Origin of the sequence: Mucilaginibacter sp., assembly GCF_965225845.1 — a bacterium.
Lineage (GTDB): Bacteria > Bacteroidota > Bacteroidia > Sphingobacteriales > Sphingobacteriaceae > Mucilaginibacter.
Map to the genome: position 1 here is coordinate 1,234,646 of NZ_CBDDBL010000002.1, position 24,962 is coordinate 1,259,607.

Here is a 24,962-nt window from a genome sequence, read left to right on the forward strand (position 1 = left end):
AAAAATTAAACGCGCAAAGCTATCAAATTGTTATTAAATTTTAAACTAAAATAAGTTGTAAAAAATAAGGTATTTATTTGATTTGATGCGGTTTATTGCACGGTTTTTGTGGTAATAAGGTTCCCTCTATTTACAAAGTACTCAGGTTAAAAGTTTCCTTAACCCTGATGCCTTTTTCGGTCTGCTGCAGTGTACAACACTCGTTTTCGGCATCGTGTTCAAGATACAAAATATATTCTTTCTCCAAAGCCTCTGTTAAAATAATCTTCTTTTCGCCCAAAGTTTTCAACGGGCTTATGTCATAAGCCATTACATACGGCATGGGTAAATGCCCTACAGATGGCAGCAGGTCAGCCATATACAATACTTGCTTTCCTTTATAATTGATCAGCGGCAGCATCATTGCCTCAGTATGCCCGAAGGCAAACTTTACATGAAAATCTTCGCTGAATTTAATGCCATCTTCAGTGTTGATAAATCTTAATTGGCCGCTATCCTGTATCGGTAAAATGTTCTCCTTTAAAAAGGATGCCTTTTCGCGCTCGTTAGGGTTTACCGCCCATTCCCAGTGGTCTTTATTGCTCCAGTAAAAAGCATTTTTAAAAGCAGGCCTTAGTTTTTCACCTTCTCTCTTAACAGCCCCGCCCACGTGATCAAAATGCAGGTGCGTTAAGAATACATCGGTAATATCATCGCGGTGAAAGCCTTTTGCCGCTAGGGACTTATCCATGGTAGCGTTACCATGTAAATAATAGTGTTTAAAGAATTTTTCGTCCTGCTTGTCGCCTATCCCGGTATCAATCAATATGAGCCGGTCGCCATCCTCAACCAACAGGCAGCGCATGGCCCAGGTACACAGATTGTTTTCATCAGCAGGGTTGGTTTTGTTCCAGATGGTTTTAGGTACAACGCCAAACATAGCGCCGCCATCTAACTTAAAAAAACCGGTATCGATGGTATGCAGGATCATAATTGAAATTCAAAAGTTAAAATTCAAAAGTCAAAAAAAGAACTGGATTTTCATCTAAAACAATAAAGATCAATGACGATTAGTCATTGATCTTTATATGAGTCAATTTTTTAATTTTTACTCTACAAATGGATGCACTCGCCGTAAGCTTCGGCAGCGGCTTCCATAACAGCTTCGCTCATAGTAGGGTGAGGGTGTACCGATTTGATGATCTCATGGCCGGTAGCTTCCAGCTTACGCGCGGTTACTATTTCAGCTATTAATTCAGTAACATTATGTCCCAGCATGTGCGCGCCTAATATTTCGCCGTATTTAGCATCAAAAATCAGTTTGATAAAGCCGTCTTTCGCGCCTGCGGCAGATGCTTTGCCTGATGCGGAGAACGGAAATTTACCGATCTTCAACTCATATCCTGCTTCTCTTGCTGCCTTTTCCGTATAACCTACAGAAGCGATCTCCGGTGCGCAATAAGTACAACCCGGAATGTTATTGTAGTTTAACGGTTCAGGATGGTGACCTGCGATCTTCTCAACACAAATAATACCTTCGGCAGATGCAACGTGTGCCAATGCCTGGCCTTTTACAATATCGCCGATGGCAAAAATACCTTCAACGTTGGTTTTGTAATAATCATCAACCAATACCTTGCCTTTGTCGGTTTTAACACCAGCTTCTTCAAGTCCGATGCCTTCAAGATTAGTTGAGATACCCACAGCCGATAAAACGATATCAGCCTCTAAAACTTCGGTACCATTAGCGGTTTTGATAGTTACTTTACAACCTTCGCCTGATGTATCAACAGATTCAACATTTGAGCCGGTCAGGATATTTATACCTGTCTTTTTTAGTAAACGGGCTAATTGTTTTGAAACTTCTTCGTCTTCTAAAGGCACAATGTTATCCAAATACTCAACAACAGTAACCGAAGTACCGATAGAGTTATAGAAATAAGCAAACTCGATACCGATAGCGCCAGAGCCAACCACGATCATTGATTTTGGTTGTTTTGGCAATATCATTGCCTGGCGGTAACCAATTACTTTGCGGCCATCTTGTTTGATGTTTGGCAATTCGCGAGAGCGGCCACCGGTTGCTACAATAATATTGGTACCTGTGATATCCTGAGTTGAGCCATTGCTGGTTTTTACCTCAACAACACCTTTGCTTTTTATTTTACCAAAACCAACTATCACATCAATCTTGTTTTTCTTCATTAAAAATTGAACGCCCTTGCTCATGCCATCTGCAACACCACGGCTCCTTTTTATAATGCCTTCAAAATTTACTTCGCCACCGTTAACGTTGATGCCATAATCAGCAGCATGGTTAAGGTATTCAAATACCTGTGCGCTTTTTAATAAGGCTTTAGTTGGGATACAGCCCCAGTTAAGGCATATACCACCAAGAGATTCTTTTTCAATTATCGCGGTTTTTAAGCCCAGTTGGGAAGCGCGAATGGCAGCTACATAACCACCCGGGCCAGACCCTATAACAATTAAATCGTAGTTCATACTTCTATTTATAATGTATTATAATTTACGCAAAGCTAAGTAAATAGCCCGATATGCTAAAATGCCCCGCTATTGTTAAATATTGATTGATTGTAAAAGCTTTAGAATAAATGTTGTACATATTATACGATTGTTGTAATAATTAATAATTGAAAAATTAATACTTATTATACATATTATTTAACATATGATTGTCTATTTGGGTTAATAGTTGATATGTATTTAATAAATGTTAACACTAATGTAACATTCATAATACAGCGCTGTATTATTTTTGTTGCAATTAATTGACTTATCATTAACCCAAAACAAAGCAGTATGAGGAAGTATTTACTCCTAACTTTACTTGTCACGTGTTTAGCCTTTTTCACAACTAAAAAAGTGCACGCCCAGGGTGTAACAACCGCTTCAATCAATGGTATTGTAACCGATAGCAAAGGTGCTATTCCGGGTGCTACAATTACCATTACACACATTCCAACCGGTACCGTTTATTCCACCGGCAGCCGATCAGATGGTCGTTTTAATTTACCTAACTTAAGAGTAGGCGGACCCTACACCTTTAAAGTGAGTTTTGTAGGCTACGAAGATTACATTGTAACAGGTATCACCCTTTCAATCGGCCAGGATCAGCACATTGCGGCTGCTCTTAAAGAAAGCAGTACCAATTTGCAAGAGGTAAAAGTATCTGCACAAGGCGGTAAAATCATTAACTCATCACGTACCGGCGCGCGTGAAACAGTTAACCGTCAGCAAATCGAGGGTTTGCCAACGCTTAACCGTTCATTAAGTGATTTTACAAAGTTAACACCATCTGCCAACGGTTTAAGTTTCGGCGGACGCAGTAATTTGTTTAATAACATTACTGTTGACGGTGCATTGTTTAACAATTCATTTGGTTTAGCAAGTACTTTAGGTGGTCAAACCAACTCTCAGCCTATTTCATTAGACGCGATTGACCAGATACAGGTTGATATCGCACCTTATGACGTTCGCCAGGGTAATTTCACCGGTGCCGGTGTAAATACGGTAGTAAAATCGGGTACCAACCAGTTTAAAGCTACTGTTTATGATTATTTGCGCAGTACAGGCCTTACAGGTTACCAGGCAGGTAATGTAGATGTTACTAAAACACCATTTAACTATCACCAGGTTGGTGCAAGTTTTGGCGGGCCGATCATCAAAAATAAATTATTCTACTTTGTATCGGGTGAGGAAGAGCGCATCAGCCAGCCTGCAACTCCTTATGTTGCGACAGGCTCAGGTGCCGGTGGTTCGGTATCACAAGCCAAATCTTCAACGCTTGATTCTATAAAACAGTATTTAATAACTAAATACAACTACAATCCAGGTGCATACCAAGGCTATAGTTTTCAAACTTACAGCAATAAAGCAACCGTTAAAATCGACTGGAATATCGACAAAAACAATACTTTAAGTGCTAAATACTTTTACTTAAAATCATACGGAGATCACCCGCCAAGTAATTCAGGTGTATCAAACTCAAACGGTACAACTAGTGTTGGTTATGGCAGTACCCGTGATGCAAGTGTGACCAGTTTGCCTTTTTACGGCTCAGGTTACCGTATTAACAATAATTTTAATATAGGTATCATCGAGTTAGATAGCCGTATCAGCAGTAACCTGTCAAACAGGGCTACAATTGGTTATTCAGCATTACGCGATTACCGTACTTCATTAGGTGGTAGTAATATCCCAATGGTTGATATTGGTAACAGCACATCAGTAGGTACAGCAACTGATGTTGTTAAATCTACCGCAGTTGAAACCAGCTTTGGTTACGAATTGTATACAGCCAACAACATATTAACAACCAATATTGGCCAGTTCTCTGATGACTTAACGCTCTATTCAGGTAAACATGAGTTTACTTTCGGTACAAGCGATCAGTTACAAAGCTATACCAACGGATTTGCCCCTGATTACAACGGTTTATACACTTATAACTCTGCATATGACTTTTTGCATGGTTTAGCAGCAGCGGCTTATACTGTGCGGTATTCAGCTACAGGTAACGGGTTTCCTTTTGCAAAAATTAAAGCAGGTATATATAGCGTATATGCCCAGGATAAATACCATGTAACTGATGATTTAAGGGTTACTTATGGTATCCGTGCCGATTATGACGCATTCCCGACAAGCTTACCTGATAATACAAACGTTACAGGCCTTACTTTCCAGCAGGGTATTCATGTAAATACATCTGTATTGCCTGAGAATCGTGTGCAATTATCACCTCGTGCAGGTTTTAACTGGGATGTTAACGGTGATGGCTCAACACAATTGCGTGGCGGAACAGGATTGTTCTCCGGAACAGTACCTTTTGTGTGGATCTCAAACCAGGCATCAAATAACGGTGTGCTGTTCGGATCTTATACAGTTGTAAAAGGTGCAGCCGGAAACACTGCTGCCCAAAATGCACAGTTAACATTCAATCCGAATGTTGCAGCTAATCACCCAACAGGTACAGCAGCAGCTAATACCTCATACGAGCTTGATATTACAGACCCGCATTTGAAATACCCTAAAGTATTTAGAACTAACCTTGCTTTAGATCAAAAATTAGGCTGGGGTATCATCGGTACAATTGAAGGCGCGTATACAAAAGATATTAACGCTATTTACACTGAAAACTTAGTATTGTCCAATGGTTTTGCTACACTTCCAAATTCTGGTGGACAAATTCGTTATACGTCAAAAAACACTACTCCTGCGGCATCAGCGGCAACAGCGGCTAATCCGTCTATCACTGGTTTATATTATTTAACTAATACCAACAAGGGCGATTCTTACTTTGTTACCGGCCAGTTGCAAAAAACTTTTAGCAGCGGTTTTTATTTTAACGTAGCTTATACCCATAGCGGTTCAAGAGATGTTAATGACGGCGGTTCAACAGCAAGTTCTATCTGGAGCTCACGTTATGTAGCAGGTAACCCTAATGCTGATAACTTGTCAAACAGTTCTTATGTTCAACCAAACCGTGTTATCGGTTCATTGATCTATAAGAAAGATTACTTTGGCCATGGCGCTACTTCATTAGGTTTGATATTTGAAATGGCTAACAACGGCGCTGTATCATATATCACCAGTGGTGACCCTAACGGAGATGGTGCAACAAACGATTTAATGTATATTCCTAAAAATCAGGGCGACATTATTTTAGTACCGGATGCATCAACTAACCCTGGTACAGCACAAACACAATGGAATCAGTTAAGCGCTTTCATTAACCAGGATAAATACCTGAAAAAACACGAAGGGCAGTTTGCTGAAAGAAACGGTGTAATATTGCCGTACTACAAACGCTTCGACTTTAAAGTGATACAGGATTTTTATGTAATGGCAGGTCACTCTAAAAATACTATTGAAGTATCATTTGATATTATTAACGTTGGTAACTTGTTAAATAAAAACTGGGGTTTATACCAGGATTCATTTAACGGCTTTAACTCAGGTGCTACTACAGTTTTACACTATGTTGGGTTAAACTCGGCAGGCGCTCCAACTTATTCGTTCCCATTGTTAAATAAAACTACCAATACTCCTGTTACATCATCATTTATTAATGATGTGTCACAATTGTCACGTTTTCAGGCTCAGTTAGGTTTAAGATATATCTTTAACTAATTAAGCTTTAGTAACATCTAAACAAAAAAAGCTGGCTTTTGCCGGCTTTTTTTGTTTGAATAAGATAACAATAATACCCTTTAAATATGTTTGAATTTTGAAGTTGTTAATGTTGCTTTGTAACTATTTTGTTACAAAGCAACATTATTAAGAAGTTTAAAAAGTTAAAAAGTTCAATATTTATATTAAAAACAGGCTTTTTTTAATAGAATTATTAATTATTCACCTTACTGTTGATAATTATTCAACTTTTGTTAACATTAAATTAACTTACAGACGGACTATACAAATTATCTTTGAGCCAATTAATTGAATCATTATTTATTTAAAAGCAAGCAAGTATGAGGAAGTATTTACTTTCGTTATTCATTTCCGTTTTTACTATGTGTGCGGCACTGGCACAGGTTGCAGGTGCACAGTCACACATTACTGGTAAAGTTATTGATACTATAACACATGAGTCAATGGTTGGCGCTACTGTTATGGTTAAAGGAACTTCCGTGGCCACCCAGGTTTCACTGGATGGATCTTTCAAACTTAATGTACCTGAAGGCAGTCACACATTGGTGGTTAGTTTTGTTGGTTATGTTCCACGCACAATCACATTTGGTGACGGAAACCAGAATTTAGGCACAATCTTTTTGAACCCGAACTCTTCTAATATGAAAGAAGTAGTTATTACAGGTGATATCGCTATCGATAGAAAAACGCCTGTTGCGGTTACAACAATTGGCCCTGAATTTATTGAAGAACACATTGGTAACGGCGATATCCCTGACCTGTTAATAGGTGTACCGGGTGTATTCGCTACCGATGGTGATGGTGGTTATGGTGATCAGCGTATCAGTATCAGGGGCTTCTCAAGCCGTTCAGGTAATGGCAATGTTGCTTACACAGTAAACGGCATCCCGGTAAATGACCCTGAAACAGGTGCATTATATTGGTCTGACTTTTCAGGTATTACCGATGTGACACGTTCTATACAAGTTCAACGTGGTATAGGTGCTAATAAAATTATAGTTCCGGCATTTGGGGGTACTGTAAATGTTACCACACGTACTACTGATCAGCAAGCTGGCGGATTCGTATCGGAAGGTATCGGTTCTGATGGGTATAACAAAACTGCTGTTATGGTTTCTACAGGGTTAACCGCTGGTGGGTGGGCCGCAACATTTGCAGGTTCACGTACTGAAGGTGCTTTCCCTTTTGATGGATCAAACTTTAAAGGTTATGATTACTTCTTTAACCTTTCAAAAATATTATCTCCATCGCAAACAATCGCGTTAACCTTAATCGGCACAAACCAATCACATGGTCAAAGACCAGAAGAAAATCTGGTTCCATATGTATCAGGCGGGAAAAACTACCCTGGTTACCTGGGTGCGCCACAAGACGTTGCCTGGAATAGCTATTATGGTTACAAAGACGGTCAAACTTACAATCCTTACAACAATTTTTATAGCGAGCCAATCTTATCTATCAATCATGAGTGGACAATTAGCTCAAGATCAAGTTTATCAACTGTATTATACGGCCTGCTGGGTAGCGGTGGCGGTGGCGGCCTGATGTATCCGAGCGGATCAGGTGTAAATGCGTTTGCAAGATCAGGCGGAGAATATACTCCGATCAACTACACAGCAATTGAAACTGCAAACGCAGCTAATGCAAACGGTGCATCAACTACATACGCTTATGACTCACACTCACAAACAGATTGGGCTGGGTTAAGAAGTACTTACAGAACAACTTTTGGTAAATATCTTGACCTTGAGGCTGGTGTTGATTTAAGATATTATGTAGGTAATCATTATGATAGAGTTGATGACCTGTTAGGCGGAAGCTTCGTAGCGTACAATCGTAGCGGAAGTACAGCTAAAGGTACCGGTGTAGGCGATATCAACAATCCAATTGACAATGTAGGTGTTAATGGTAAAATTGATTACTATAACCGTGATTATGTTGAGTCAGGCGGTGCATTTGCTCAGGCTGAATACTCAAAAAATAACTTTACTGCCTTTGTAACTTTATCAGGTTCTGAGGATGCTGACGCAAGAAGAGATTATTTCAATTATCTTGATAATGATCCTGCACAAAAAAGCCGTTGGGTAAACTTTACTACTTACCAGGCAAAAGGTGGTGCAAACTACAACATCAATTCACAGATGAACGTTTATGCCAACGTTGGTTATTTAACTAAACCACCATACTTTGCGGGTGTGTTTGTTGATTATACTAACCAGATCAATAATAAAGCGATTACTGAAAAGTTGTTTGATTACGAGTTAGGTTATAACTATAAAATATCAACTTTGAGTTTGAAACTTGACGCTTACAGAACTTCTTATAAAGATAGGGCATTAGCGTCAACAGTTACTGACTCTCAAACAGGTGATATATCTACTATTAACGTATCAGGCGTTAACGCTATATACCAGGGTGTTGAGTTAGAGTTAAACTACAAACCGGTACAGCAAGTATTGGTTGGCGGTATGGTTACTGTTGAAGATAACTACTACACTGCAAACGCAGGTCCTGCAAGTTTAGTTAACTCTGCAGGTCAGGTTGTTGCAACACAATCTGTAATTGACCTGAAAAACGAAAAGATAGGTGATACACCTCAGGATATGTTCCAGGCTTTTGCTGAAGTAAAATTGGTGCCACAATTAAAAGTTGGTATATCATGTAACTACTATTGGAACTATACTTCTTATGTTCCTTTCACAAACTATACCAGCCCTAATCAACATCCATATATAGTTCCGAACTATGCATTATGGAAAATGAACGCTGCTTACAAATTCAAAATGGGTGGTTTTGATGCTCAATTGATCGGCACTGTAAACAACTTATTAAACTCAAAGGTAATTACGGATGCTGAGGATTATGCAGGAACAGGTTCAACAGCAAATGGCAATATCCTTGTTGATTATATGCTGCAAAGGACATTTACAACAACGCTAAAGATTAGATTTTAATAATAAAAATTTAAAGATGAAGATGAAAAAGATAAATTATTTACTGGCCATTGCTGCATTGGCCTTTACAGCATGCCAAAAAGAGCCAGCTTTGCATTCAGTATTGCCTGTACCGGCAAATGCTATGCAACAAACATTAACGTTAACGTTGCAAAACAGTGATTACCAAAAACTGCCATCAACTAATTATGCATCTACAGCATTTAGTTTTAAAAATGGCACTGATGCACAAGCTGGCATAGCAACAATTTTGAATACTGAATATGCTGCGGCAGCTAATAAATCAACTGCTGCGATTACTTACACACAATCACCTGCTTCATTTACAGAGGCTGATAGTGTGATCAAAGATGACTCATATACGTTAACTGCTGCGGATTATTTATTGTTACCTGGAAATAAATACACTGACTTTACTATAGCCCAGGTATTACAATGGCTGCCGTATAAATTTCCAAGTGTACCAAACGGTACATTAAAATTACTTACCTGGACGATTTATCCTACAGCTACGGCCTCATCTCCGGTAATGCCTTACTCATTTTTATACGTAAATGGTGCATGGCAGGCAATTTACACTGTACAACCTGCGCAATACACTACTTTGGGTATTGGTAAATATGATGAGTTTACTACTGCATTTACAAATTTACCACAAACATTAGGTGCGTTAGTTAATACTGATGTAACAGTAACTGATACAGTTAAGACAGGTGATATTATTTATGTGAGCTATAACTATTACGTTAGTTCAACTGCCGATTATCAAAGGGTACAACCTTTAGAGTACAACGGCAGCAAATTTGTAGCACCATATAGCTTCCCGGTTACTATAAATTTTGCTAAAACAAATGGTACTTGGGCATATGTGCAGCCGCTACCTGTGATAGCACACACACTTACTACTGCTGATATTACACTTATAACAGGTTCAGGAACAGCTACAGGTGCTTCGACTTCTTTATTAACGAACCTTGGTTCTTACGGAGACTTTGAAAGTGCATGGACACCAGCTGAACTTGACGCAGCCTTTATATTAGTGTTAAAAGCTGATTATACTACACCTGTAACGAACACAAATTACCAGGTAATTTACAAAGCTTATATTGGCGGTGGTGATGTTAATACTACTTATACATTCCAATGGAATGGTACTGCATGGGTTGCCCAACAATAATTAATCCGCTATTTTTATAAAAAGAAAAGCCCCGAATTCGGGGCTTTTCTTTTTATATTTTTTCCAATTAGTAAACAAACTCGCCAAATTCTGATTGTATGGTCACTTGTTTTTTATCTGCAGCTTCAACACGGCCAATGACCTGGGCATCTACATTAAAGCTTTTTGATATAGCGATCAAATCTTCAGCAATTTCCTGTGGAACATATAGCTCCATACGATGACCCATATTAAACACCTTGTACATTTCCTGCCAGCTGGTTTGTGATTCCTCTTGTATCAGTTTAAACAATGGCGGAACCGGGAATAAGTTGTTTTTAATAATATGCAGGTCATCTACAAAATGCAATACTTTGGTTTGGGCGCCACCGCTGCAATGCACCATACCATGTATTTTATCGCGATAGCCATCAAGTATTTGTTTTACGATAGGGGCGTAAGTGCGGGTTGGAGATAATACCAGTTTACCGGCTGTAATGGTTTTACCATCGCCGATGTCGACAAGGTCAGTCAGTTTTTTACTGCCCGAGAATACAAGATTATAAGGCACAGCCTCATCATAACTTTCAGGATATTTTTCGGCAAGGATTTTATCAAATACATCATGCCTTGCCGAGGTTAAACCGTTTGAACCCATGCCGCCATTGTATTCAGTTTCATAGGTAGCTTGGCCGTACGATGCCAAACCAACAATCACATCACCAGGTTTAATATTATGGTTTGAGATCACTTCGTCGCGTCTCATGCGGCAGGTAACTGTGGAGTCGACAATTATGGTGCGTACCAGGTCGCCCACATCAGCAGTCTCGCCACCCGTTGAATAAATTCCTATTCCTGCGTTTCTTAATCCGGCCAGAATTTCTTCTGTGCCGTTGATGATAGCAGCAATCACCTCACCGGTAATCAAATTTTTATTTCTGCCGATGGTTGATGACAGTAAAATATTATCAATCGCGCCTACGCAAAGCAGGTCATCTAAATTCATAATGATCGCATCCTGCGCAATGCCCCGCCATACTGAAATGTCACCTGTTTCTTTCCAGTAAATATAAGCTAATGAGGATTTTGTACCCGCTCCGTCGGCATGCATAATATTGCAATAATGCTCGTCGCCTGTTATTATATCAGGTATTATTTTGCAAAAGGCTTTAGGAAAAATACCTTTATCAATATTTTTAATTGCATTATGTACATCATCTTTTGATGCAGATACGCCTCGGAGATCATATCTTTGCGGAGAAATCATGGGCAAATATACTGCTTATTAGTTTTTATCAAATTAAAAACAACGTATTGAAATATCCAGGCTATATAAAATTTGCAAAAAGAGCTGCCAATAAGATCAATAAATGGCGGTTAAAAAGAAACATCCAGCGCAATTTCCTTATCTATTGCAGTGTAGTGGTAGGTTTTCTAGGTGGCTTAGCAGCAATTGTTTTAAAGTATGTAGTACACGTCATGGAGGTGCTGAGTGAGGATATTGCGGCTCATTTATATTATCATTTAGCTTTTGCGTTTTTGCCCGCCCTGGGTATTTTATTGACAGTTTTTTACCAGCATGTCATCAATCGCGATCATATTGAAAAAGGAATTGGACGTATACTCATCAACATAAAACGTAACCGCTCAAATATCAAGATCAATAATGTTTATGCACACCTGGCAACCAGCTCGTTAACGGTAGGTTTTGGTGGATCATCAGGTTTGGAAGCGCCGATTGTTTGTATGGGAGCTGCTTTAGGTTCAAACACCGGCAAATTTTTTAACCTGAGCCCGTATGAAAAAACAGTTTTAATAGCAGCTGGTGCATCCGCAGGTATTGCTGCTGTATTTAACAGTCCCATAGCAGGTGTATTGTTCTCTTTAGAAATATTAATAGGCGAGATAACCATCCCTACATTTATTCCATTACTGATCGCGTCAGCAACAGGAGTAGTGGTGTCAAAACTATTATACTCAGGACAGTTGTTTCACCTGGTTACTGATGGATGGTCGCTTAATGCCTTGCCATTTTATGTGGTTTTAGGATTATTCAGCGGATGGATCTCGGTATACATATCCAAAGTTGCAGGTAAGTTGGAACATGGATTGTTCAAAAAATATAACCGTTATCAGCGTGCACTTGCCGGTGGATTGATATTAGGGCTGATCATTATGATATTCCCCGCGCTTTTTGGTGAAGGGTATTCACACTTACAGGATATTTTCAACGGAAACATAACCACACTTAAAAATGAAACGCTATTTAGCAGCTGGCTCGCCCAGCCATTAGTGATGCTGCTTTTTATAGCTTGTATTGTGCTTATGAAAATTATTGCCGCGGGTATAACTATAGGCTCCGGCGGTAATGGCGGTACTTTTGCACCTACCATGTTTACCGGGGCTTTTTTAGGCTTGTTTGTGGCTTTTGCCGCAAACCAAACGGGCTTGGTACATTTAAATGTAAGTAATTTTATAGCCGTTGGTATGGCAGGTGCCTTAAGCGGAGTGATGCACGCACCTTTGACCGCAATATTCTTGATAGCGGAGATTACGGGTGGCTATATATTATTTATCCCGTTAATGATCGTTTCGGCAATATCATATGTAATCTCGCGTATGTACCACCCGTACAATATGTATTGGGAAGAACTTGTGCATGAGCAGAATATAAGGCCTGAACAGGATTTTAATATGCTTGATTCCATAAGTTTAAATAGTATTATTAATAAAACTTTTACTGCAGTAAACAAAGCAATGCCAGTTGCTGAATTTTACCAGTTATTGTCAAAAAGCACCGCAAATATTTTTGCGGTGTTGGATGAAGAGGGAGAATTAGATGGGGTTATCCTGATGGACCAGGTGCGAAAGCAAATGTTCAACCAAAAACCAACAGCCATAACGGTTGAAGATATCATGACGCCACCGCCAACCATCATTGATTATTACCAACCTGTAAGTACCGTGATGGAAGTTTTTGATGCGATAGATGCCTGGCAGCTGCCCGTAATAAGGGACGGAGAATTTATTGGCTTTATATCCAAATCTGCATTGTTAGCACAGTACCGTGAACTGATCATCAAGCAGCATAAGGAAACGGATTTGTTTGCGAGGATATAATGAATGGTGATTAAATAGATTGACAGGATAACCAGATAATCTCATATCCTGCAAATCTATAAAATATCATAATCTTGTTTATATAAACAACAACTCCCTGAACTTTGGCAAAGGCCAAACGGCATCATCAACCAATTGCTCCAGTTTATCTACATGGTATCGTATCGGCGTAAAATAGGTTTTTACCTTTTCGTCGTAAGCAATTGCCTTGTCGCGCAAGTTTTCAATATTGTTGGCTGTTTTGCGTTCCTGCACCATATTATCTACATCGGTCTTGATAGCATTGATATGCTCAGATATTTGGGTGATGATGTCAAGCTGTGTTTTATATAGCTCCGCAGATAAACCAAGTTCTTTTAATCCCTTCACATTCTCGATCAGTTTTGTTTGATAGGACAGGGAAGCAGGAATAATGGTATTGTTAGCAAGCTCACCCATTACACGGGCTTCTATCTGTAATTTTTTGTAAAAGCTTTCCAGTAAAATTTCATGGCGGGCATGTGCTTCGCGACTGGTAAATACACCGGTGTCCTTAAATAAAGCTTCTGATTTTTCAGAGATCAATACATCCAGCGCCTTTGGCGTAGTTTTAATGTTGGATAATCCTCTTTCTTCGGCAAGTTTTTCCCAATCATCACTATAACCGTTGCCTTCAAAACGAATGCGTTTCGATTCCTTAATATACCTCTTGATAATGGTAAGGATGGCAACATCCTTTTTCTCGCCTTTTTTAAGCAGCTTGTCTACATCAACCTTAAATTTCTTAAGCTGATCGGCCACGATCAGGTTAAGTGTAGTCATTGGTGCCGCTGAATTTGCCGATGAACCTACCGCGCGGAATTCAAATTTATTACCGGTAAACGCAAATGGCGATGTACGGTTCCTATCTGTATTATCCTTTAATATTTGCGGTATTTTTGGGATGCCCTGCCATAATAAGGCATCATCCTTAATTATTTTGCTAATGCGCGATGTTTCTATCTCATCTAAAACCTCAGTCAACTGGCTGCCTAAAAATATAGACATGATAGCTGGTGGCGCTTCGCTGGCCCCTAAGCGATGATCGTTATTAACCGATGCAATGGATGCTCTTAACAGATCAGCATGCTCATAAACCGCCCTGATGGTATTCACAAAAAAAGTAAGGAACATCAGGTTATTCTTAGGCGTTTTTCCTGGAGATAGCAGGTTTTTACCAGTATTGGTAATCAACGACCAGTTATTATGCTTGCCAGAGCCATTTATGCCCGCATAGGGTTTCTCATGCAATAACACTTTAAAGCTATGGCGTTTGGCAACGCGATCCATTAAATCCATCAATAATTGGTTATGATCGATGGCCAGATTTATTTCCTCGTAAACAGGCGCGCACTCAAATTGTGAGGGCGCAACTTCGTTATGGCGGGTTTTAAGGGGGATACCTAATAATAAGGCCTCAGTCTCCATATCCTGCATAAATGCGTAAGCACGCTCCGGTATCGACCCAAAATAATGATCCTCCAACTGCTGATTTTTTGCAGACATGTGTCCAAATAATGTACGACCTGTCAGATGCAGATCGGGGCGGGCATTAAATAAGGCAAGATCAACTAAAAAATATTCCTGCTCGATACCTAATGACGCGTTTACCTTTTCAATACCTTTATCAAAATAATGGCAAACGTCAATCGCGGCTTTATCTAAAACACTTAATGCCTTTAATAAAGGTACTTTATAATCCAGTGCTTCGCCTGTATAGGATACAAATACTGTTGGGATACATAAAGTGCGTGACATTATGAAAGCCGGGGATGAAGGATCCCAGGCAGTATAGCCACGTGCCTCAAATGTATTGCGTATGCCCCCGCTTGGGAAACTGGATGCATCCGGTTCCTGCTGAGCCAGTGCATCTCCCGAAAATTTTTCTATACCGCTGCCATTTTCCGATGGTTCAAAAAAAGCATCATGTTTTTCAGCAGTTGAACCGGTTAATGGCTGAAACCAGTGTGTATAATGTGTAGCGCCTTTGCCCAATGCCCATGATTTCATAGCAGATGCTACCTGCTCAGCCATATCGCGTGGGATAGGTTCGCCTTTTTCTATGGAATTAATAATTCCCTGATAGGCATCTGTAGAAAGATACTCTTTCATTTTCTTTTTATCGAAAACATTGGCACCAAAAAAGTCTGAAATTTTTTGAGAAGGAACTTTTACTTCAGGGATGGCCCTGCTTTGTACAGCCCGGAGTGCTTGAAATCTGATATTGGACATGTAGGGATTTTTAAATTATTCGGTTAACATCAAAAATAGAATTATCATTTAAATTATTAGTAATGTTTTGAATGAAATTAAATTTGGCTGCTTTTTTATGAAAAAGAAGATTTTTAATTGATTTTGAAATTTTTTAACTGATTTTTCTGCTTTTTTTTTAAATAAATCATCGCTTTAATGGCAAAAAGTTATTCATAATTAATAAATTAGGGTTAAAATCAACCATAATTATATTAAAAATTGAAATTTGATTAAATTCCATTGTTAATTTTATAATTACTTTTTGTTAAAGAATAAAAACTTCTCAAAATTGGACCAAAAATCGTTATGTTTTTTAAAATAATGATAAATATTTAAATTTTAACAATTTTTATAGGATTAAAATTTGTTTTTGTTAAAATTCATGTATAGTTTTATGAAAATTATAATAAAACGAGGGTTTTGCTATTGCTTTTACTTTTTTATTATAAAACTGATCCCTTGTTGAATCAAAAAATGCAACCCACTTATATTTTTATATAATTAAACTAAAAACAATCAAATCAAACTAAATTAAACAAACAAACAAATGAAAGTAAATTCTACAAAGCACAACTTGCTCGGCTCGCTAAAAGAGCTTACGCGAGAAAAATGGGCGCTTGGGGCGACTATTTTTACAGGTAAAATGTTGGGGTTACTGGTAGTTTTGGTAGCGATGGTAACATTGCCCGGCCTACTTGGAACCTCGGCACATGCTGCAGCAGCTGCACCCCCAAAACCCACCGATCTGGAAACATCAATGATGAATTCGATCAACACTGCATGGACATTAGTTGCAGCCTTCCTTGTATTTGGTATGCAGGCAGGTTTCGTAATGTTGGAAGCAGGTTTCGCCCGCAAACGCGAAACAGTTAACGTACTAATGGAGTGTATGTTTGATACCTGCCTTTGCGGTATTTTATTTTACGCCATTGGTTACGCGTTTATGTTTGGCTGGGGTAACGGCTTCATCGGCTGGCACGGAGATCCATCTTTAAAAGCTGATGGCTCATGGTTTTTCTTACAAAATACCCCTGCAACTTACTCAGGTACAGGTATCCCTGTAATTGCACACTGGATATTCCAGTACGCTTTTGCTGATACTTGCTCAACTGTCGTGTCAGGCGCTATGATTGGCCGTACAAGCTTCCGTGGAGATATCCTTTACTCTATTGGTATCACCGGCTTTATCTATCCTATCATAGGTCACTGGGCTTGGGGTCCGGATGGATGGTTGGCAGTAATGGGCACAGCAGGACATTTCTATGCAGCTTTAGGCCAGGGTTTCCGCGATTTTGCCGGCTCAACAGTAGTACATACTATTGGTGGGGTTGCTTCGCTGGCAGGAGCCATAGTGTTAGGCCCGCGCTTAGGCAGAATATTTGCACGAGATGATAAAGAAAAAGGCGGAATGCCACCTGGACACAATATGCTTATGGCCGCTGTAGGTACCTTTATCCTTTGGTTTGGATGGTACGGCTTTAACCCTGGAAGTTCACTTTCAGCTATGGATGCGCAAGGAATTGGTCGAATAGCAACTAATACAACACTTGCAGCTTGCGGTGGTGGTATGACAGCTATGTTTGCAGCATTGTGGTGGGGTAATACTAAAGGAAAATTTGATTTAGGCTTTACTTTAAATGGTACATTAGCTGGCCTTGTGGCTATTACTTGCCCTTGTTATTGGGTTAGCCCGCTGGGCGGCCTTATATTAGGCGGTATTGCAGGTTTTGTAGTATTTGGCGGTATGTATTTATTAGAGTGGTTCCGTATTGACGATCCGGTTGGTGCAGTATCTGTACACGGTCTGGCTGGTATATGGGGTACTTTATCATTAGGTTTATTTGCAACTGGCGAATATGGTATTACCGGACCAACCGGTGCTGATAATAGTGCGGCAAACCTTGTAAAAGGTGTATTTTACGGTGGCGACTGGAGTGTTTTTAAAGCACAGGCCATAGGTACATTCACCATTGCCATTGCTGTGTTTGTGGTAACTTACATCATGATGTTTGTTGTTAACAAATTGCCACACCCTTGGAAACTTCGTGTAGAAGAACATGGCGAGCTAAGCGGCCTTGATATATTTGATCATGGTATGGAAGTTTATCCTCCTCAAGATGATGAGATCAGTATTAACGGATTATTTGAAAAATCTACTGTATCTGCATAATCATAAATTAAACCCTGTACGAATTAACCCATCGTACAGGGTTTAATTACATTTTTTAACTGCCTTCTTAACACCTCTTACTTGCGCTGATCTATCAATTTTACCAAAAAATGGTGATATGGATTTCTTTTGCTTTGTAAAATCGTAACCCAATTTTACAGGCGGTTGATAATTAGATTTTTATGCCATGTAGGAAAAAAATACGCCTGTTTGGTACAGCAAAGCGTATGGAATTAAAGTGCTATTTTTTTTAATCAACCAACAATTTTTAACCCTATTAACAATTTTCGAAAATGAAAAAGAAATTTTTACTCTTCTTACTTGCTGCTTCTGCCTTTAGTTTTGCTTCCAAAGCACAGGATACTGTGAAAACCACAGCTGATGCTCCTTTGGTGCTTTACGGATCTGTTGATACTTATTATAAAGATGATTTCTCTGGCCATGCGAATATCCCCACAAGTTTTGCATCCGATAATAATTCAATATCTATTGGAATGGTTGATCTTGGTTTAAAGAAAACAGTAGGTAATGCTTCATTCGTGGGTGAACTTTCATTCGGTCCGCGCAGCGATGAATCAATTCCAACTGCAGGTTATCATATTCAAAACTTATATGTAGCTTATAACTTAACTTCAAAATTGAGTGCAACTGCAGGTTATATGTCAACCTTTATCGGTTACGAAGTGATTTCTCCGACAGGAAACTTTAACTATTCAACCTCTTACCTGTTCACTAACGGCCCGTTCCAAAATGCAGGTTTTAAATTAACTTACGCTTTCAGCGATAAGGTAAGCTTAATGGCTGGCATTTTTAATGATGAGTGGAACGTATATACCTCGCAGAGAGATGTATCAACTTTTGGTGCGCAATTGACAATTACCCCGGTTAAAAACTGGACTGCTTACTTAAACGTAGCTGTAGGCCCGGTATCAGGTACAGAATTTGATTTAACTACTGCTTATCAAATTACAAGCGCATTTAAATTAGGCTTAAATGCAGCAAGCTATACAACTGCTCATTATGGTGCCGGTTTCGCTGGTGTTGCATTATATCCTCAGTTAGCAGTATCAAAAGTAGTTACATTAGGTTTAAGAGAAGAGTATTTCAAATCATACGCAGGTACTTCTGCATCAACCTATGCAGTTGCCGGCCCAATTGGTGGTGGGTCCGTAATTGGCTCTACGCTAACTGCTAATATTAAAGCTGGCCCTTTAACTTTCATTCCTGAAGTGAGGCTTGATAATGTTAATAAACAGCAATACTCAACCTTTACCAATAGCTCTGGAGCGCCATCAACAAATGCTTCACAATTTGTGTTAGCAGCAGTTTACGCATTCTAAACTCAAACCAAATCATAATTTAATAAAAAGCCGCCCGATATTCGGAGCGGCTTTTTATCTTTAGAACATGAAAAAACTATTTGTTGCGTTATTATGCCTGTTTGCGGCTAAATCTGCCATAGCGCAAAAGGACCTGCTTTCATTTGATGAGCACAATAAATATATTTATTACCAGGTGGTGGAACAGCCGGGTTTAACTGCAAATACCTTTCAGAACAGGGCCTTATATTTTTTAAAGATCAATTATCCGAAAAATAAGATCGAAAAAAATGAAACATCAGCTATTAAAGGTTCAGGAAAGCTGTTAATGCTTACGGGATTGGCTGTAGCGAAACATATTGACGGCGAAGTTAACTACACTTTTAATATTGAATATAAAGACCAAAAATACAGGTACTGGCTAAATGATTTTGTTTTCACGCCTTACAAGGTTGATCGGTATGGAAATTCCGTTCCTGAACCCGGGATAGATATTCCGTTGGAAGATGGGGCATCTAAATTAGAAAAAGTTCAGTTGGCATCTTACCTTGATCAAACAGGGAAATTTAGCAAAGCTTTTGGAGACAAATTAAAAAAATTTATGTTGATGATATCGGCAGCCCCAATTAAAGCTGATAAGAAAAAAGTTATCACAACAAAAGACTGGTAATAAGGTGTTTAACATAATTTAACAAAGCCGCATAAAAAATATGCGGTTTTTTTTATGGAATTAACCCGGAAAATGCATCCTGTGTTAAAAAGTGTTAAACCATGGCGGATTTAATACATATAGTAAAATATAAAATAGGTTAAAAACGTTTTATATAAAATTTAATTTTAAAAACCATGCTTATCTCAAAATTTGATTTGTACAAGTCAGAGTGGCTCGAGCTTGTATTTGATGATCGTAACAAGAATTATGGCGCTTATGAATTAAGGCAGCATAATGGGCGAACAATGTTAAAGGCAATGCTTATTGCTTTTATAACTATCGCTTCCATTGTTTTAATTCTCAGTATTTTGATTAAACCGGCGGTACAAAAAGTTACTGATATGGTTAAATCTACGCCGGTAGTTTTAATGAAGTATATTAAACCTCCGGTAGTTATTCCACCAAAACCTATTGTTCAGGTTCAACCATTGACAGCAAAGCCAGCTTCAGCTGCGCCAATGACAATGACCAGGTTTTTAGTGCCAGTTGTAAAGCCTGATGTGCAGGCAACAGAAGAACCACCTAAGGCATCAGCCATAGTTGGAAACATTGGCCCTGCAACTGTTAAAACTACACAAGTAAATCCCGGAATTGTAGATAAGCCGGCTGGGCCAACTGAAAGTAATGGAAATGAAACGGTATCATTTAATGCACTTGAGGTTATGCCTGAGCCTTTTGGTGGCTCAAGCACATGGTCGAAATTTTTGAGTAAGAACCTGCGATATCCACAAATGGCGATCGATCAGCATATACAGGGTAAAGTTTGGGTAAGTTTTATTATAGAAAAAGACGGTACCCTATCAAATTTTAAAGTGATAAGGGGTGTTGGTTATGGCCTTGATGAAGAAGCCTTACGCGTTTTAAAGTTGGCACCAGCCTGGAAACCGGGTATTCAAAATGGCCAACCTGTTAGGGTACAATATAATATACCCATCAACTTTCAATTAACAGATGAGGAATAAAGCCGGGACAAATTTATAGATGAATGTTGAACCGCGATGGCAAATTAAATAGTAATTTATTTACCTTGCTATCGTGGCTCTTCTTTTTTAATCATATATGAAAATTCGTTTTTTGATCATTGGCTTAATCATAATTTCTAACTGTTACGGGCAGGAACTATGCAGAATTAAATTTAATGGACAAAAGTTAAAGGAATTTTATTTATCAATGAATGTAGAACAACTCTGGATCGCGGGACACCATGTAAACTGGGAAACGGGAGAACCTGATATGCCCGAATCAAAACAAGGTATTAAAACACATTGTAGCGCATTTGCTGCCGCCGCTTGCGAAAGGTTAAATATATACATTTTAAGGCCGCCACAACATGGGCAGGTGTTATTAGCAAATGCGCAATATAATTGGTTAAACAGCTATTCGTCTATAAATCAAGGTTGGCAAAAGTTAACTGATAATGGCAACCTTTTTATAAAGGCACAGCAATTAGCTGATGACGGTAAAGTGGTTGTTGCAGTTTGCAAAAATACAATTTATTCAAAACCCGGTCACATAGCTTTGGTGATGCCGAGTGACAGGTCTGAAACTACTTTAATAAATGAAGGGCCTTGTATTATAATGGCCGGTACTCATAATTTTAATTATATATCACTTATAAAAGCGTTTAAAAGCCATATTACCAGTTGGCCCTCTCACGAAATTGATTTTTTTGTCCACGATGTTCCGACGCAGGTTAATTAAGGAGAGTCTTTGCCATTATCCTTTCACCTTTCCGCCTTTTTCCCTACCTTTGCGCATCCTTTCAACTAAATAGAAATACATTGGAGCACCTGGAATTAACCACCGTTGAAACCGCCAAAGATTTAGGCCTTTTACCCGAAGAATACGATCGTATAAATGAAATATTGGGCCGTGTACCCAATTTTACTGAGCTATCTATCTTTTCGGTTATGTGGAGCGAGCATTGCTCATACAAAAACTCTATCACCTGGTTAAAAACCCTTCCTAAAGACGGCCCGCGCATGCTGGCTAAGGCTGGTGAAGAAAATGCCGGATTAGTTGACCTGGGTGATGGAATAGGCTGCGCCTTTAAAATAGAATCACATAACCACCCTTCAGCATTAGAGCCTTATCAGGGTGCTGCAACAGGTGTGGGCGGCATCAACCGCGATATATTTACCATGGGTGCAAGGCCGATAGCACAATTGAACTCTTTACGTTTTGGTGATCTTTCATTAGATCGAACTAAATGGCTGGTTAAGGGTGTAGTTAAAGGTATCAGTCATTATGGTAATGCTTTCGGCATTCCAACTGTGGGTGGCGAGTTGTTTTTTGACGAGTGCTACAATGTCAACCCTTTAGTAAATGCATTCTCGGCAGGAATCGTAAAAGCTGGTGAAACCGTTTCGGCAACATCATACGGTGTTGGCAACCCGGTTTATATTGTAGGTTCTGCAACCGGTAAAGACGGTATTCATGGGGCGGCTTTCGCATCTAAAGATATCACCGAAGATTCTGTAAACGATCTGCCCGCAGTACAGGTAGGTGATCCTTTCCAGGAAAAATTATTGTTGGAAGCCACACTTGAAGTTATAAAAACCGGTGCCGTTGTAGGTATGCAGGATATGGGCGCTGCCGGTATTATCTGCTCCAACTCCGAAATGTCGGCTAAAGGCGAGCACGGTATGCGGATCGACCTGGATAAAGTACCAACCCGCCAGGAAAACATGAAGCCTTTCGAGATACTGCTTTCTGAATCACAGGAACGTATGCTGATCGTAGTACACAAAGGCCGCGAAGCAGAGGTTGAAGCTGTATTTGATAAATGGGATTTAAACTGTGCGATCATTGGTGAAGTAACAGACACAAAACGCCTGCATTATTATATGAAAGGCGAGTTAGTTGCCGATGTGCCTGCCGATGATTTAGTTTTAGGCGGCGGAGCACCGGTTTACAAACGCGAACACAAAGAGCCTGCCTACTTTAAAAAGAACCAGGAATTTAAAATTGAAGATGTTAAGGAGCCTGCTGATTTAGTGGCGGTTGCCGAGCATTTAATAGCCCACCCAAACATCGCTTCAAAACGTTGGGTAACCGACCAGTATGATTCCATGGTTGGCGTGTCAACCATGACAACCAACCGCCCAAGCGACGCCGCAGTAGTTGCCGTTATGGGAACTGATAAAGCAATTGTTATTACGACAGATTGTAACTCTCGTTACGTTTACGCTGACCCTAAAAAGGGTTGCGAAATAGCAGTTGCCGAAGCAGCACGTAATATTACCTGCGCCGGCGGCGAACCTGTTGCGATAACCAACTGCTTAAACTTTGGTAATCCATACAATCCTGAAGTATACTGGCAGTTTGTAAGCGCCATACAGGGCATGAGCGCAGCTTGCCTTAAGTTTGAAACTCCTGTTACCGGTGGTAACGTAAGTTTCTACAACCAGTCTGCTGATGGTGGCTCTGTTTTCCCTACACCAACTATTGGTATGTTAGGGGTGATGGATGATATGTCGACTTTAATGACCTCGGATTTCAAACAGCCGGGTGATTTAATTTACCTGGTAGGTGAATCAGTTAATGATATTGCCTCGTCACAGTATTTAGCTTCATGGCATAAAATATTGGCTGCCCCGGCGCCATATTTTGATCTGGATAAGGAATACGCCATGCACCAGGTTATAAAACAACTCATTAAACATAAGGTGATCCAATCGGCGCATGATGTGGCTGATGGTGGCTTGTATATTGCATTGGTTGAATCAGCATTGCCAAACAAATTAGGGTTCGATATTGAATTTGATAATGCTATTCGTAAAGATGCATTCCTGTTTGGCGAAGCACAGGGCAGGGTAGTGGTTAGTATAGCGCCTGATGACCAGGAACGCTTTATCGAGATGATGGCGACCAGCGAAATTGAGTTCAGCCTGTTAGGTACTGTTAACGATGGTTTCCTGAATGTCGATGCTGAACCTTTCGGCCATATAACCGACTTGAAAATGGTTTACGATAACGTATTACACGAAATTTTAGGCGAATAATGCTTAAGCTGAACCGGGTACACCACATTGCTGTAATTTGCAGCGACTATCAAAAGTCGAAGCACTTTTATACAGAGATACTCGGTTTAAAAATAGTACGCGAAGTTTACCGCAAACAAAGAGACTCATACAAGCTCGATCTGGAAATTGCAGGACAATACCAGGTTGAGCTTTTTTCATTTCCTGATCCGCCCGCAAGGCCTTCACGCCCCGAAGCAGCCGGCCTTCGCCATTTAGCTTTTGAGGTAGATAATATTGACGAAGCGGTATTCCACATTAAAGAATATGGAATTGCCGTAGAGCCGATCCGTGTAGATGAGTTTACCGATAAACGCTATACTTTCTTTGCTGATCCGGATGGCTTGCCGATTGAGTTTGTGGAGCTATAATCATGTCAGGCATCTTCCAATTCAAACAATTCGCTGTTGACCAAACAGGCTGCGCCATGAAGATCAATACCGATGGCGTATTGCTTGGCGCATTGGCTGATGCTGAAAGTTCTCAAAATATATTAGACATAGGTACGGGAACGGGTGTAATTGCGCTAATGCTGGCGCAAAGATTTTCATCTGCTAAAATAAATGGTGTTGAGATTGATGAATCAGCCGCGTTAACAGCTGAGATAAATTTTCAAAATTCACCTTTCGCTAATAGGTTAACAATGTTTCAGCAGGATTTTCAAACATACTTTTCTGAAAATCTTGGAAAGAAATATGATTTGATCGTATCTAATCCGCCGTTCTATCTTAATTCTTTAGAATCTCCGAAGGCCAATAAAACTGTAGCGAAACATACAGATAATAATTTTTTTGATGTATTGATAAAAGGGGTATCAGAACATCTAACTGAAAATGGTTTATGCTGGCTGATCTTGCCGATGACAGCGGCAGAATTGGTAAAGGGGTTAGCTTTATACAATGGTTTGTATCTGCAGGAGAAAATCACAATTCATTCATTTAAAGATGATATGCCGCACAGAGAAATATTAGCGTTTGGGATGCGTGCTATTGAAACTAATAATGAAGAATTTGTGATCTACAATAAGCCAAAACTATATAGCGAAATGTATATTGCCGTTCTAAAAGATTTTTTTACCATTTTCTAAC

16 protein-coding genes are annotated in these 24,962 nt (G+C 39.5%); 12 read left to right on the forward strand and 4 right to left on the reverse strand.

The window, feature by feature from the left end:
• Positions 1-130: 130 nt before the first annotated feature.
• Both ACYZ0U_RS09385 and lpdA read right to left on the reverse strand, forming a co-directional pair.
• Positions 131-970 (reverse strand): MBL fold metallo-hydrolase, encoded by an 840-nt coding sequence (locus tag ACYZ0U_RS09385; RefSeq protein ID WP_461451828.1) that lies wholly within the window; start codon positions 968-970, stop codon positions 131-133.
• Positions 971-1,092: 122 nt separating this feature from the next.
• Entirely contained in the window at positions 1,093-2,481 is a 1,389-nt protein-coding gene (lpdA, locus tag ACYZ0U_RS09390) for a dihydrolipoyl dehydrogenase (RefSeq protein ID WP_461451829.1), read from the reverse strand.
• 318 nt (positions 2,482-2,799) lie between these two features.
• On the opposite strand from lpdA, the gene ACYZ0U_RS09395 reads away from it, so the two are divergent.
• The 3 genes from ACYZ0U_RS09395 (at position 2,800) to ACYZ0U_RS09405 (ending at position 10,281) form a co-directional block, all read left to right on the forward strand.
• Positions 2,800-6,129: a TonB-dependent receptor gene (locus ACYZ0U_RS09395; RefSeq protein ID WP_461451830.1), complete on the forward strand. Its 3,330-nt coding sequence runs from the start codon at positions 2,800-2,802 to the stop codon at positions 6,127-6,129.
• Positions 6,130-6,470: 341 nt separating this feature from the next.
• Positions 6,471-9,104, forward strand: a complete 2,634-nt coding sequence (locus tag ACYZ0U_RS09400) for a TonB-dependent receptor (RefSeq protein ID WP_461451831.1) — start codon at positions 6,471-6,473, stop codon at positions 9,102-9,104.
• A 22-nt stretch (positions 9,105-9,126) separates the two neighbouring features.
• Positions 9,127-10,281: a hypothetical protein gene (locus tag ACYZ0U_RS09405; protein WP_461451832.1), complete on the forward strand. Its 1,155-nt coding sequence runs from the start codon at positions 9,127-9,129 to the stop codon at positions 10,279-10,281.
• Between the two features lie 67 nt (positions 10,282-10,348).
• Here ACYZ0U_RS09405 and ACYZ0U_RS09410 read toward each other — a convergent pair whose 3' ends face one another.
• Positions 10,349-11,527, reverse strand: a complete 1,179-nt coding sequence (locus ACYZ0U_RS09410; protein WP_461451833.1) for an AIR synthase-related protein — start codon at positions 11,525-11,527, stop codon at positions 10,349-10,351.
• Here ACYZ0U_RS09410 and ACYZ0U_RS09415 point away from each other — a divergent pair.
• A complete protein-coding gene (locus tag ACYZ0U_RS09415) occupies positions 11,485-13,380 on the forward strand; it encodes a chloride channel protein (protein WP_461451834.1) in 1,896 nt (631 codons plus the stop codon). The genes ACYZ0U_RS09410 and ACYZ0U_RS09415 overlap by 43 nt on opposite strands.
• 78 nt (positions 13,381-13,458) lie before the next feature.
• Here the strand turns inward: ACYZ0U_RS09415 and ACYZ0U_RS09420 are convergent, their stop codons facing one another.
• The gene (locus tag ACYZ0U_RS09420; protein WP_461451835.1) at positions 13,459-15,630 is read right to left on the reverse strand and encodes a glutamine synthetase III family protein; all 2,172 of its coding nucleotides are present in this window, start codon (positions 15,628-15,630) and stop codon (positions 13,459-13,461) included.
• 568 nt (positions 15,631-16,198) lie between these two features.
• Here ACYZ0U_RS09420 and ACYZ0U_RS09425 point away from each other — a divergent pair.
• The 8 genes from ACYZ0U_RS09425 (at position 16,199) to ACYZ0U_RS09460 (ending at position 24,961) form a co-directional block, all read left to right on the forward strand.
• Positions 16,199-17,821, forward strand: coding sequence for an ammonium transporter (locus tag ACYZ0U_RS09425; RefSeq protein WP_461451836.1), 1,623 nt, complete (start codon positions 16,199-16,201; stop codon positions 17,819-17,821).
• Positions 17,822-18,114: 293 nt separating this feature from the next.
• The gene (locus ACYZ0U_RS09430; protein WP_461451837.1) at positions 18,115-19,161 is read left to right on the forward strand and encodes a porin; all 1,047 of its coding nucleotides are present in this window, start codon (positions 18,115-18,117) and stop codon (positions 19,159-19,161) included.
• A 67-nt stretch (positions 19,162-19,228) separates the two neighbouring features.
• A complete protein-coding gene (locus tag ACYZ0U_RS09435; RefSeq protein ID WP_461451838.1) occupies positions 19,229-19,810 on the forward strand; it encodes a DUF4468 domain-containing protein in 582 nt (193 codons plus the stop codon).
• A 176-nt stretch (positions 19,811-19,986) separates the two neighbouring features.
• Positions 19,987-20,814, forward strand: coding sequence for an energy transducer TonB (locus tag ACYZ0U_RS09440; protein ID WP_461451839.1), 828 nt, complete (start codon positions 19,987-19,989; stop codon positions 20,812-20,814).
• 208 nt (positions 20,815-21,022) lie between these two features.
• A complete protein-coding gene (locus ACYZ0U_RS09445; protein ID WP_461451840.1) occupies positions 21,023-21,553 on the forward strand; it encodes a hypothetical protein in 531 nt (176 codons plus the stop codon).
• 80 nt (positions 21,554-21,633) lie between these two features.
• On the forward strand, positions 21,634-23,856 hold the full coding sequence (purL, locus tag ACYZ0U_RS09450) for a phosphoribosylformylglycinamidine synthase subunit PurL (RefSeq protein ID WP_461451841.1): 2,223 nt from the start codon (positions 21,634-21,636) through the stop codon (positions 23,854-23,856).
• Entirely contained in the window at positions 23,856-24,245 is a 390-nt protein-coding gene (gene gloA2, locus ACYZ0U_RS09455; RefSeq protein WP_461451842.1) for an SMU1112c/YaeR family gloxylase I-like metalloprotein, read from the forward strand. Before purL ends, gloA2 begins: the two co-directional genes overlap by 1 nt.
• Before the next feature lie 2 nt (positions 24,246-24,247).
• Positions 24,248-24,961, forward strand: a complete 714-nt coding sequence (locus tag ACYZ0U_RS09460; RefSeq protein ID WP_461451843.1) for a tRNA1(Val) (adenine(37)-N6)-methyltransferase — start codon at positions 24,248-24,250, stop codon at positions 24,959-24,961.
• The last annotated feature ends 1 nt before the right edge of the window (position 24,962 follow it).